The following is a 12297-nucleotide window of genomic DNA, read 5'->3' as shown; positions in this document are numbered from 1 at the left end:
ATAATTTAGTTTTTCCTTTAAAATTATGATATAATATAGCTAATAGTATACAATCTAAGGAGATTACAATGAAATTTAAGAAGATATTAACTTCTATGACTCAAGCCCTTCTTCTTTCACTTGGACTGCTAATCAGTCTTAGTATGGGACTTGCTATTGGGTATGTAGGTGGCCTTGTAAAAGATCAACCTGTTTTAACTCAAAAAGAAATGAAGGAACAAATAAATAACATTAGTAAGAACAGTGAAGTATACTTTGGGAGTGGTGAAAAATTAGGTACAATAAACTCCGAATTAATTAGACAAACTGTTACTTACGAAGATTTAGGAGACAATGTCAAAAATGCAATAATTGCAAGTGAGGATTCTAACTTCTACTCTAATAGTGGAATTAATATTTTTGCTATACTTAGGGCAACACATAGTGAAGCTACAGGAGCTAGAACATCTGGAGGAAGTACTATTACTCAGCAATTAGTAAAAAATCAGCTTCTTGATAATTCTAGATCTTACGAAAGAAAAGCTAAAGAAATACTATTAGCACTACGTGTAGATAGTCACTTCTCAAAAAATGAAATTCTTGAGAATTATCTAAACGTTGCTCCATTCGGAAAAAATAGTTTAGGGCAAAATATCAGTGGTATAGAAACTGCTGCTCAAGGGGTTTTCGGTGTCCATTCTAAAGATTTAAACATTGCACAAGCTGCATATTTAATCGGATTTGTTCAATCGCCCTATAAATACACACCTTTTGATGCAGCTGGAAATATTCGCTCAGATGAAGAACTTCAAACTGGATTAGATAGACAAAAATATGTACTTGAAAGAATGCTAGCAAATGATTTCATCACAAAAGAGCAAATGGAAGAAGCTAAGAAATTTGATATTAAAGGTGCATTTACTAAACAAAAATATTCTGAATACACTGACTATCCATATATTCGTGATGAGGTTACTAGTTCAGTTGCAGAAATTCTAGCTGAACAAACAGCAACAAGAAATAATAGACAAGAAGATTTCAGGACTAATTCAGACTATAGAAATGAGCTAATCGAAAAAAGTCGAATTAAATTTATTACTGGAGGATATAAAGTAAAAACAACACTTAATAAGAAACTTTATGACACTCTTCAAGAAACGAAAAAACAATTTGCTTCTTATCCTACATATTCTCAAGGAGGAACTGTTTACCCATTAGAAATTGGAGCCTCAGTAATAGAAAATAATAGTGGTAAAATTTTAGCTTTTATCGGGGGGATGAATTACAACAAACAGCAACTTAACCATGCTACAAGAACTCGTCGTTCTCCAGGTTCTACGATAAAACCATTATTAGTTTATGGTCCAGCAGTAGATAAAGGTTACATTACACCTAATTCAACTCTTCTAGATAAACGCTTCAATTACAATGGTTGGCGCCCTGAAAACTACGACATGTCACAACATGGATATCTTCCGGCAAGACAAGCATTAGCAGGATCTCTTAACTTAGCAACAATAAGATTGTATTCTGCCTTCCAAAAAGAGGAACCTGTAAAAAATTACTTAGAGAAAATGGATATTGGTGGTCTTACAAACAGTGATAAAGAAAATCTAGCTACAGCTATCGGTGGTATGACGTATGGACTTTCTGTAACAGAAAATACTAGTGCATTCTCTACTTTTGGTAATAAAGGTGAACATAAAAAAGCACACATCATTGAAGAAATTGAAAATAATGATGGTGATCTTATTTATAAAGCAGATTTTTCACCTGTTAAAATCTATGAGGAATCAACAAGTTACTTAATTGTTGATATGCTTGGAGATGTTATTAATAAGAGTTATGGTACATCTAGAGATATGCCAGGTAAACTGAAATTCAGCTCTAAAAATCTGTTTGTTAAAACAGGTACATCTGAATACTACAAAGACCTTTGGGTTGTTGGTGGTACTACTAAAGTAACTGTTGGCCTATGGAATGGTTATGACAATCCTGCAAAAGTGCCTAGTTATGATTATGCGCAAAGAAGCTGGATTGCAATAATGAATGCTATATACTCATTGGATAAAAACATACTTTCTCCCGACACAGCGTTCACTCGTCCTAGCTCAGTTACTGACTCTAGCATTAATTCTTATAACAATGCTAAAGGTGGAACAAAAGATCTTATCCCTATTGGATTTAAAGAATTATCTAAAGAAAAAACGTTAGCCAAATTAGGTTCTAATATAGATAAAAGTGTTTCATTCGAAGATCCAGCAAAAGTAATTGTTAAAAAAGAGGATAAAGAGAAGAAGGAAGACAAAGAAAAAAAAGAAACGAATAATAATTCAGCTCCTGTCACAACTCCATCTACTCCACCTCCTATCTTGAAACCAGTTGCACCTGGTGATAATTCAGATTAAACAAAAAAGTCAACATGAATGACATTTTCATGTTGACTTTTATTATTTCACTTTTTCTAGTACATCGTAGAAAGATGGTAAATCATGTGCTTCAGCTATTTCTGACCAATTTCCTACATCGTCTAAACCTTTAGCATGAGTTAGCGTATAAATTGCCTTAGTTAATGTGTAAAATTCCTGTAATGGTTTTAATAAATTCTTAAGATTTGATTTACTCGCATCTCCTATTACTTTTTCATAAAGTGTTGTCGCTTTTTTACTATCATTACAATTTATTACATCATCTGATATGATTCCTGAGTGTGCTAAATACAATAAGTAATTATAAATTGCCTTAAACGTTCTGTATGAATCTGTAATTCCTACTTCACTAGAAGTTTTTATTCCTTTTTTATAAGAGAAGTTACTAATTTGTTGTTGAATTGGTGTTTTAATTTTCTCTACAATCAATCCTATAAATTCATCCGTCACCTGTTTTTGATTTTCTACTACATCATCTGATGTGATATTTTTTTCAATTAATCTATTATAAAAATCCCCAAAGATTTTATCTAACTCATAAGTATCTTCTTCTGTTAAAAATTCTTCTGGTTCTACAAAATTCTTTATTATCGCGGGAAATTCAATAGTTTTTCCTACATGAAATGTCCCTACCGTCATATTTAACGATTGTATAAAATCATTTTTCCTTACAAAATTATAAATATGATGAGCATTTTTTGCATAATAATTAGAAGTGAATTCTTGAAGCTTATTAGTCTCTTCTAAATCTTTTTCTAAAAAATACTCTTCCAGTTTTTTATTAAATTTTTTATCGTATTTTCTTAGTTGTTTTAACTGAGGTAAAGCTGTATTAAATGTGTAAACTCGTTGATATGTCTGTTTTAATAGTTCAACAGTAATTGCTATATGACCTCCAAGAGAGTGTCCAGCAGCTACTTTATAGCAAGAATCAAAGTTTACAATCTTTCTTTTTAAAAACTTAGTAAATTTACACGCAGAATCAATTTGGCTAGTATTTTCACCAGACACAATTCCTGTATAATTATAAAACCAGTCACTAATATCCTCACTCTCACTACCTCTATAAATTACCAGAAGTTCATTAAGCTCTGGAATGTAAATTGCTGTAGCTTGAAACCCATTTTTCGTAATCTTAGGAACGGATAGCCCACTATTATATACTTCAATATCCTCAAAAACTTCTCCAGTTATATCTTTTATAATTCTTTTTATTTTATATTCTGCTGTACTCTGTTTCTTATTTCCTTTAATTAAATACTCATACTCTGTTAATTTAGCTACAAGTAATGGATTGTGGAAAAATCTTAACATAGTCAAATCACCTCTTTTATATAAAAATAATTATAACATATTTTATAGAGAATATAAAAATTCTATATCTTCTCACTTAATGAGAAAATATAGAATTCTATTTTTATTATACATTAAATCTAAATAACATAATGTCGCCGTCTTTTACTTCGTATTCTTTACCTTCAAGACGTACACGACCTGCTTCTTTAGCTTTTGGCATACTTCCGTATTCAACTAAGTCATCATAACTTACAGTTTCAGCACGGATAAATCCACGTTCAAAGTCTGAGTGGATAATTCCAGCACATTCAGGAGCTAACATACCTTTTTTGAATGTCCATGCACGTACTTCTTGTACACCTGCTGTAAAGTATGTTGCTAATCCTAATAAGCTGTAACTTGCTTTGATTAATTTATCTAATCCACTTTCATCGATTCCTAGTTCTTCTAAAAACATTGCTTTTTCTTCATCTTCTAATGAAGCCATTTCTTCTTCGATTTTCGCACAAACTACGATTACTTGGCTTCCTTCGCTTGCAGCAAATTCACGTACACTTGCTACGTGTTTGTTAGCATCAACGTCTAGTAAATCATCTTCACTTACGTTAGCAACATAAAGCATAGGTTTCATTGTTAATAAGTGTAATCCTTTTGCGATTTTTTGCTCTTCTTTATCTAATTCTAAAAGTCTAGCTGGTTTCTCTTCTTTAAGGATATCACGTACTTTAGAAAGTACAGCAAATTCTGCAACTGCATCTTTATCTTTTTGTTTAGCTTGTTTTTCAACACGTCCGATACGTTTTTCAACACTTTCTAAGTCAGCTAAGATTAACTCTAAGTTAATAACTTCAATATCGTATAATGGATCTACTCCACCAGCAACGTGTGTAATGTTTTCATCTTCAAAACATCTAACGACTTGACAAATTGCATCTACTTCACGGATGTGACTTAAGAATTTATTTCCTAATCCTTCTCCTTTAGAGGCACCTTTTACGATACCAGCAATATCAGTAAACTCAAATGATGTTGGTACTGTTTTTTTAGGTTCTACTAATTCTGTTAATTTATTTAGTCTGTGGTCTGGTACTTCTACAATTCCTACGTTTGGATCAATTGTGGCGAAAGGATAGTTCGCTGCTAATGCTCCTGCTTTTGTAATTGCGTTAAAAAGTGTACTTTTTCCTACGTTTGGTAATCCTACTATTCCGGCTGTTAATGCCATAGTATCAATCACTCCTTTTCTTCATTAATTTCTTATATTACTTAGGCCTTGCCTACTCAACTTAATTATTATAACATAAAACGCAAAACTTATCATTTATTATTATGCTATTTAAAAATATTTTTGTTAATAATCCTTAATTTTATTCATTAGTATACTAAAAGATACTAACTATTATAAAAGTAAGTACTTTACAAAATATATTATAGTATGTAAAATATATTACAAGAGATAAAGTTCTACGAAAAAAAATTTTTAAAAGGATGGTAATTAACTATGAAAAAATATAATTCAAATATTAAACTTGGAACTGCAACACTTAATGTTGTAAACTTTGAAAGACAACTTAAATTCTACACAGAAGCTATGGGTATGACTGTAATTTCTAGAAACGAAACTGAAGCTACTTTAGGTACTTCTGATAATACTCCACTTCTTCACATGAAAAAAGTCGATGGTCCTCTTGTACGTTCTTACGGACTATATCACATAGCCTACCTAGTTCCAGATGAACAAAGTCTAGCTAATATCTTACGTCACTTTATAGATTCTAATATACCTTTAGATGGTGGTTCAGATCATGGATACAGTAATGCACTATATTTAAACGATATTGAAGGAAATGGAATAGAAGTATATTATGATAAAGCTGAAAGTACTTGGGATATAAGAGAAGATGGAAGAATCATAGGAGTAACAGATCCTATCGATGCTACACACCTACTTGATATCTCTGAAACTGTAGTGCCTTATACTTTACCAGTAGGAACTATTATTGGGCACGTTCATTTAAGTGTTCAAAACTCTACCGTTTCTTCTAACTTCTATCAAGAAGTACTAGGATTTAGTGATAAATTCACAGTGGCTAGTGCGAGTTGGATTGCTTATGGTAATTACCACCATCATCTAGCTGTTAATCATTGGGGAGGTCCTAATCTAAGTCTTAGACAAAAAGGTACACCAGGTTTAGATCATTTTGAAATTCTATTTATTGATGATGTTGCTTACAACAAAGTTGTAGAAAATATAAAAAATAACAACGCTAAAATCATCTCTGAATATGACGATAAAATCATCATTAATGATCCTAATGGAATTGAAATTCATTTAATAAAAGATATTTAATATAAATAATCTAGTAAGTATTTTCTAAATAAGTTACTTTAAATTAACAATTCCCAGACCAAACTAGTATTTTCACTTTGAAATTAAAATTTGTTCTGGGAAATTGTTATTTATTACATCATAGGTTTTAAGTCGATTATTCCCTCATATTTATGGTATAATAAGAATATTATTTTATCAGAAGGAGAACCTATGCAAGAATTTATAGCTCAATTTGGTGATTTTGCACCTATAATCTATTTACTATTAGCATCAATATTACCAATATTTTTATTTCCACCGGGGATATTTTCTGCAATTGGGGGATATCTTTTTGGCTTTACGCACGGGTTTATCCTATCGATAATTTCTGCAATGATATATACTAGTGCAATGTTTTTTATTGCAAGATACTTTGCTAGTGATTATGTAGAAAAATACTTAGCAAAAAAACTATCGAAAAAACAATATGATACAATCTTCGGTATTAGTGAAAATAAATTAACTTTAGTTTTAATAATTTATAGACTAATTCCAGTTCTTCCTAACAGTGTTATCTGTTACTCTTATGGTTTAACTAGAATATCTTTTAAAAAATATTTCATCGGAAATCTTATTGGCCTTATTCCAGGGAAACTGATTTGGTTACACTTCGGTACAACTCTTAACAATATTGGAAGTACAGAATTTTTATACGGTATAATTATTGTTTTAGCTTTTGGCTTCATTAGTTCTAAAGTAGCAAAAAGGTTTAATAAATAATATTAATAAAAAGCTAGTAAATCTCTAAATTGATTCACTAGCTTTTCATATTATGAGTGTTTTTCTACTATTTTTTTAATTTTCTTATTAAATTCACGTCTTGGCATCATAATGTTGTTATCACACTTTAGACATTTTATCTTTATATCTGCCCCCATACGTGTAATTTGCCATCTATTCGTGCCACAAGGGTGTTGTTTTTTCATTTCAACTATATCATTTAATTCGTATTCCACAATCCAACCTCCTATTTTTCTTCATTCGATGTTAATAAAGATTCAAACTCTCTATAAAAATCACGTCTTAACATTGTTTCCACATCTTGTTTTTTCCCAACTTTTGCTTTTCCAATAACATGAATCGTAACAACGTTGTCAGCAATTTTTTCTATATAATCAATATGTAATTTATCGTTTTTATATAATAAATCATGATATTCTTTTTTATTATTTGCATTATTAATCACTTTGTTTACTCGGTCTTCTATCTCTTCAATAGATTCATCAATTTTTATCGGTAACTCTACTAAAGCTAAGTTGTACATTAATGAGTAATTTACAACTTGATTAATAGTTCCATTTGGAATAAAGTAAACTTCACCATTTTTAGAACGGATCTTAGTAGAACGTAAACCAAGTGACATTACATAACCACCTGCAATAAAAGCTGCTTGGTTATATATTTTCACGTTATCTCCTACATCAAATTGTCCTTCAAGAATAATGAAAAATCCAGATATAATATCTTTAACTAAGCTCTGTGCACCAAAACCAATAGCTACCGATGCTATACCTGCACTAGCAACAATACTCGTAGTATTAACTCCTAGGATTGACAATACTTGGAAAAATGCAATAAAGTATATTGTATAACGAACTGCACTTCTTACAAGTTTATGTAAAGTTTCTGATCGTTTCTCATTAAACTTTATATTAAACTTCTTATTAGCATTATCTCTAGTTATCATTATATAATCAATAATTCTATTAAATATACGTACTAAAACTGATGCAATAATAAAAATTACAATTATAAGTAATATTTTTTCTAAAACTGTGATTAGTAAGTCAGTGTTGCTTACTGATGTTTTTATCTTTTCAATAAAATTCATAATTACTCATCCTTGAATAATGAAATAATACGTTCAAATTCATCATTATCTTTGAACTCAATTTCTATCTTACCTTTTTTATTACGACCTTGTTTAATCGTTACAGAAGTTCCTAGCAGTTTTTTAAGATTGTTTTCTTGTTCTTCTATAAATATATCCTTAGTTTTTGGTTTCTTAATCTCTTTAGGTTTTAATAACTTCACTACATATTCTTCTAGCTCGCGAACTGACATTTTTCTATCAATTACTAAAGCACAAACTTCTTCCATAGCTTTTTTTGTTTTTAATGAAAGTAAAGTTCTTGCATGAGCTGCACTTATTAGCCCTTGCTCAAGCTTATTTTTTATTTCTGTAGGTAATTTTAATAGTCGTAAACTATTCGCGATATATGGTCTACTTTTCCCAAGTTTTTTAGCAAGTTCTTCTTGAGTTAATGACATTTTATCCATCAGATTTTTATAACTTTCTGATTCTTCTAGTGCTGATAAATCCTCACGTTGCAAGTTCTCTAGAACCGCAAAAATCATCATTTCTTCATCTATCATTTCTTTAATAATAGCTGGAATTTCTTTCTTACCTAGCAGTTCAAAAGCTCTATAACGGCGCTCCCCTGCTATAATATAATAACCTTTTACAGCTTTTTTTACAATAATAGGTTGTAATAATCCATTTTTTTCAATTGATTCTTTTAATTCATTTAACTTCTCTTCATTAAAATAAGTACGTGGTTGATATGGATTTTTCTTAATCTCTTCTAACGAAATTTCTACAATTTTATCATTATCAGTAGTTAATTCTACATTTTCAGTAGCAAAGATAGCATCAAGTCCACGTCCTAAACCTTTACCTAATTTCTTAGCCACGCTCAATCACCTCTTTAGCTAATGATAAATATTGTTTTGCACCATTAGAATTTTTAGCATATTCAATAATTGGTTCACCAAAACTTGGCGCTTCACTTAAACGTACAGTTCTTGAAATAACTGTGTTAAATGCTTTATCTTTAAAGTGTTCTCTAACTTGCTCTGCTACCTGATTAGATATATTTGTTCTACTATCAGTCATAGTAAGTAATACACCGAAAATATCTAATTTAGAGTTCAAGTGTTTTCTAACTATATTAAATGTATTCATAAGCTGGCTAAGCCCTTCTAAGGCATAATATTCAGTTTGTACAGGAATTATTACCCCATTAGCTGCAGTTAAAGAATTTAACGTAATTAGACCTAAAGACGGTGGACAATCGATTACCACATAGTCATATTTTTCTTTAATTTCTGAGATTGCATTTTTCATACGTTGTTCACGACTAATCGCTGAAACTAGTTCAACTTCTGCACCTGCTAAAGCTATACTAGATGGAACTATATCTAAGTTCTCATAAGCTGTTTTTAAAATAACATCATTAATATTAACTTCATCAACAAGTATGTTATAAATTGATTGTTCTATCGCTGCTTTATCTACACCTACACCGCTCGTAGCATTAGCTTGTGGATCAGTATCTATTAACAATACTTTTTTCTTTAAATGAGCTAGAGAAGCTGCTAAATTTATTGACGTAGTTGTTTTTCCTACTCCACCTTTTTGATTACATATCGCTAAAATTTTCATCTTTTACCTCTTTATTAACATATCTTGGTATAGTAACTTTAATAACTATACTATCCATATTTTCTTCTTCTTCTTTATTAAGACTAACATTATATTTTTCTTCTAATTTTGCTATTTCTTTTGTAAGTTTAGCTATAACTTTCTGACCATCATAATTAACGACAGTATTAAAAACTTTAATATCTTTTTTAATCTTTAGATAAGTATCAATTTTTTCTTCAGTTTGAGAAACATTTAAATTTTGTGATAAAATCTGAACTAATAATTTCTCTTGTGCAGAAACATCTAATTTTACCATAGCACGCCCATGTCGCTCAGTAATTTTCTTAGTATTAATAGCATCAATTACTCTATCACTTAATTTTAATAAACGTAACTTATTCGCAACAGTAGCCTGTGTTTTACCTAATGACTTCGCAAGTTCATCTTGCGTAAGTTTATTTATACTTAGAAGTTCTTGATATGCATAAGCTTCTTCTATTGGTGTTAATTCTTCTCTTTGAATATTTTCAATCAAAGCTAAAGTTGCCATTTGCTCTTCAGTTAATTCTTTTACAATTGCCTTAGTTGTAGAATATTGTAAATACTTAATTGCTCTTAATCTTCTTTCACCAGCAATAAGTTCATAAAATCCATTCCCTATATCACGTACTGTTATAGATTGGAGTAATCCATTTTGTTTAATAGACTCTGCCAATTCTTTAATCTTCCCTTCTGTAAATTCCCTTCTAGGTTGATATTTATTAGGTACAATCTTTTCTACTAAGATTTCTCTAAGAACATCATCATCAGAAATACCAACTTTTTCTGCTCTTTGTGTTAAATCATACAGTTTACTAAATGGTTTTACACTTTCACTCATATTTTACCTCCTATTACCCTCTTCTACACTTATACAATAACATAATTAATATATTTTGTCAAAAATATTTCCCAAAGAAAATAACTAAATAATCCACTTATTTTAGCAATTTCAAAGAATATTTCCTAAGAATATATATTTAAAATTACTATTTTACATAAAAAAAAAAAGCATAATCATAAATGATTACACTTTGAACAGGGACGGCAGGAATCGAACCCACACCAAAGGTTTTGGAGACCTTTGTTCTACCGTTAAACTACGTCCCTAAGAATGGTGGGAAGAAGTGGATTCGAACCACTGAACCCTAAGGAGCGGATTTACAGTCCGCCGCGTTTAGCCTCTTCGCTATCTTCCCAAAACATAAAAAAATGCCGGCCAGAGGACTTGAACCCCCGACCTACTGATTACAAGTCAGTTGCTCTACCAACTGAGCTAGGCCGGCAACATGGTGCCTCGAGACAGAGTCGAACTGCCGACACATGGAGCTTCAATCCATTGCTCTACCAACTGAGCTATCGAGGCAATATTTAATTTTTACATAAAAAAAATGGCGGTCCCGACGGGAATCGAACCCGCGATCTCCTGCGTGACAGGCAGGCGTGATAACCGCTACACCACGGGACCTAGTTATTAAAAATTGCGGGAGATGGATTTGAACCATCGACCTTTGGGTTATGAGCCCAACGAGCTGCCAGACTGCTCCATCCCGCGATAATAAAAATGGAGGAGGAAAGGGGATTCGAACCCCTGCGAGCTTTTACACTCCTGTCGGTTTTCAAGACCGATCCCTTCAGCCGGACTTGGGTATTCCTCCTTGATAAATGGTGGACTCTGCAGGACTCGAACCTGCGACCGATCGGTTATGAGCCGATAGCTCTAACCAACTGAGCTAAGAGTCCGTGTTCCTAGAGAATTCACTAACTATTATTGGTGGCGGCAGAGGGGATCGAACCCCCGACCTTACGGGTATGAACCGTACGCTCTAGCCAGCTGAGCTACGCCGCCAATAAAGGCTAAATTCATTATTCAAAATGGTGGAGCCTAGCGGGATCGAACCGCTGACCTCCTGCGTGCAAAGCAGGCGCTCTCCCAGCTGAGCTAAGGCCCCTTTTTAATAATGTTAATATTTAAATGGTCGGGAAGACAGGATTCGAACCTGCGACCCCTTGGTCCCAAACCAAGTGCTCTACCAAGCTGAGCTACTTCCCGTGTACTCTAATGGCGCGCCCAAGAGGAGTCGAACCCCTAACCTTTTGATCCGTAGTCAAACGCTCTATCCAATTGAGCTATGGGCGCTAATATAATGGTGCCGAGGACCGGAATCGAACCGGTACGGTATTGCTACCGCAGGATTTTAAGTCCTGTGCGTCTGCCAGTTCCGCCACCCCGGCACTATATTAACTATTGGAGCGAAAGACGGGATTTGAACCCGCGACCCTCACCTTGGCAAGGTGATGTTCTACCCCTGAACTACTTTCGCGAATATTCAGAAATGGTGCGGGTGAAGGGAGTCGAACCCCCACGCCGTGAGGCGCTAGATCCTAAGTCTAGTGCGTCTGCCAATTCCGCCACACCCGCAAAAGAATGGTGAGCCATGAAGGACTCGAACCTTCGACCCTTTGATTAAAAGTCAAATGCTCTACCAACTGAGCTAATGGCTCTAAATAAATGGTGCCGGCCAGAGGACTTGAACCCCCGACCTACTGATTACAAGTCAGTTGCTCTACCAACTGAGCTAGGCCGGCATAAATGGTGGAGGTTAACGGGATCGAACCGCTGACCCCTTGCTTGTAAGGCAAGTGCTCTCCCAGCTGAGCTAAACCTCCGAATCAAAAGCCTGGCAACGTTCTAGTCTCACAGGGCGTAAGCCCAACTACATTCGACGCTAAAGAGCTTAACTTCTGTGTTCGGT

The 12297-nt window shown here is 33.0% G+C and carries 10 protein-coding genes and 18 tRNA genes; 3 read left to right on the top strand and 25 right to left on the bottom strand.

The annotated features are described in order from the left end of the window. Window positions 1–68 precede the first annotated feature (68 nt). Complete coding sequence (locus tag JX287_RS03225) at window positions 69–2387, top strand: transglycosylase domain-containing protein (RefSeq protein ID WP_204641856.1); 2319 nt, start codon at window positions 69–71, stop codon at window positions 2385–2387. 42 nt (window positions 2388–2429) lie between these two features. Here the strand turns inward: JX287_RS03225 and JX287_RS03220 are convergent, their stop codons facing one another. Continuing rightward, window positions 2430–3722: a DUF6792 domain-containing protein gene (locus JX287_RS03220; protein WP_204641854.1), complete on the bottom strand. Its 1293-nt coding sequence runs from the start codon at window positions 3720–3722 to the stop codon at window positions 2430–2432. Window positions 3723–3828: 106 nt separating this feature from the next. After that, entirely contained in the window at window positions 3829–4929 is a 1101-nt protein-coding gene (gene ychF, locus JX287_RS03215) for a redox-regulated ATPase YchF (RefSeq protein ID WP_048803133.1), read from the bottom strand. Between the two features lie 276 nt (window positions 4930–5205). Between ychF and JX287_RS03210 the strand changes: the two genes are divergently transcribed. Beyond that, a complete protein-coding gene (locus JX287_RS03210) occupies window positions 5206–6054 on the top strand; it encodes a VOC family protein (protein ID WP_204641852.1) in 849 nt (282 codons plus the stop codon). A gap of 192 nt (window positions 6055–6246) precedes the next feature. Then, window positions 6247–6795, top strand: coding sequence for a TVP38/TMEM64 family protein (locus JX287_RS03205; RefSeq protein ID WP_204641850.1), 549 nt, complete (start codon window positions 6247–6249; stop codon window positions 6793–6795). 50 nt (window positions 6796–6845) lie between these two features. On the opposite strand, the gene JX287_RS03200 is transcribed toward JX287_RS03205, so the two are convergent. The 23 genes from JX287_RS03200 to JX287_RS03090 form a co-directional block, all read right to left on the bottom strand. Then, window positions 6846–7031, bottom strand: a complete 186-nt coding sequence (locus JX287_RS03200) for a DUF951 domain-containing protein (RefSeq protein ID WP_003147408.1) — start codon at window positions 7029–7031, stop codon at window positions 6846–6848. Window positions 7032–7042: 11 nt separating this feature from the next. Further along, a complete protein-coding gene (locus JX287_RS03195; protein WP_204641848.1) occupies window positions 7043–7906 on the bottom strand; it encodes a mechanosensitive ion channel family protein in 864 nt (287 codons plus the stop codon). 2 nt (window positions 7907–7908) lie between these two features. Next, on the bottom strand, window positions 7909–8769 hold the full coding sequence (locus JX287_RS03190; RefSeq protein ID WP_204641846.1) for a ParB/RepB/Spo0J family partition protein: 861 nt from the start codon (window positions 8767–8769) through the stop codon (window positions 7909–7911). Beyond that, complete coding sequence (locus tag JX287_RS03185) at window positions 8762–9520, bottom strand: ParA family protein (RefSeq protein WP_204641844.1); 759 nt, start codon at window positions 9518–9520, stop codon at window positions 8762–8764. The genes JX287_RS03190 and JX287_RS03185 overlap by 8 nt, the downstream gene beginning before the upstream one ends. Further along, window positions 9498–10382: a ParB/RepB/Spo0J family partition protein gene (locus tag JX287_RS03180; protein WP_204641842.1), complete on the bottom strand. Its 885-nt coding sequence runs from the start codon at window positions 10380–10382 to the stop codon at window positions 9498–9500. Before JX287_RS03180 ends, JX287_RS03185 begins: the two co-directional genes overlap by 23 nt. Window positions 10383–10580: 198 nt before the next feature. Beyond that, a tRNA-Trp gene (locus tag JX287_RS03175) sits at window positions 10581–10651 on the bottom strand. Between the two features lie 5 nt (window positions 10652–10656). Further along, window positions 10657–10740: transfer RNA gene (locus tag JX287_RS03170), tRNA-Tyr, on the bottom strand. A 14-nt stretch (window positions 10741–10754) separates the two neighbouring features. After that, window positions 10755–10827, bottom strand: a tRNA-Thr gene (locus tag JX287_RS03165). A gap of 4 nt (window positions 10828–10831) precedes the next feature. Further along, window positions 10832–10907: transfer RNA gene (locus JX287_RS03160), tRNA-Phe, on the bottom strand. A 26-nt stretch (window positions 10908–10933) separates the two neighbouring features. Further along, window positions 10934–11009: transfer RNA gene (locus tag JX287_RS03155), tRNA-Asp, on the bottom strand. A gap of 13 nt (window positions 11010–11022) precedes the next feature. Beyond that, window positions 11023–11096: transfer RNA gene (locus JX287_RS03150), tRNA-Met, on the bottom strand. 10 nt (window positions 11097–11106) lie between these two features. Next, window positions 11107–11199, bottom strand: a tRNA-Ser gene (locus JX287_RS03145). 8 nt (window positions 11200–11207) lie between these two features. After that, a tRNA-Ile gene (locus tag JX287_RS03140) sits at window positions 11208–11284 on the bottom strand. 29 nt (window positions 11285–11313) lie between these two features. Then, window positions 11314–11390, bottom strand: a tRNA-Met gene (locus JX287_RS03135). 27 nt (window positions 11391–11417) lie between these two features. Next, window positions 11418–11493: transfer RNA gene (locus JX287_RS03130), tRNA-Ala, on the bottom strand. A gap of 24 nt (window positions 11494–11517) precedes the next feature. Then, window positions 11518–11594: transfer RNA gene (locus JX287_RS03125), tRNA-Pro, on the bottom strand. Between the two features lie 10 nt (window positions 11595–11604). After that, a tRNA-Arg gene (locus JX287_RS03120) sits at window positions 11605–11681 on the bottom strand. Between the two features lie 8 nt (window positions 11682–11689). Then, a tRNA-Leu gene (locus tag JX287_RS03115) sits at window positions 11690–11776 on the bottom strand. Between the two features lie 14 nt (window positions 11777–11790). Continuing rightward, window positions 11791–11865: transfer RNA gene (locus tag JX287_RS03110), tRNA-Gly, on the bottom strand. 13 nt (window positions 11866–11878) lie between these two features. Beyond that, a tRNA-Leu gene (locus JX287_RS03105) sits at window positions 11879–11963 on the bottom strand. A 7-nt stretch (window positions 11964–11970) separates the two neighbouring features. Then, window positions 11971–12046: transfer RNA gene (locus JX287_RS03100), tRNA-Lys, on the bottom strand. Window positions 12047–12054: 8 nt separating this feature from the next. Continuing rightward, a tRNA-Thr gene (locus tag JX287_RS03095) sits at window positions 12055–12130 on the bottom strand. Window positions 12131–12135: 5 nt separating this feature from the next. Continuing rightward, window positions 12136–12211: transfer RNA gene (locus JX287_RS03090), tRNA-Val, on the bottom strand. Window positions 12212–12297 lie beyond the last annotated feature (86 nt).

Source organism: Gemella haemolysans (genome assembly GCF_901873445.1).
In the GTDB taxonomy this organism is placed as follows: Bacteria; Bacillota; Bacilli; order Staphylococcales; family Gemellaceae; genus Gemella; species Gemella haemolysans_C.
This window is presented reverse-complemented; position numbering and strand designations above follow the sequence as displayed.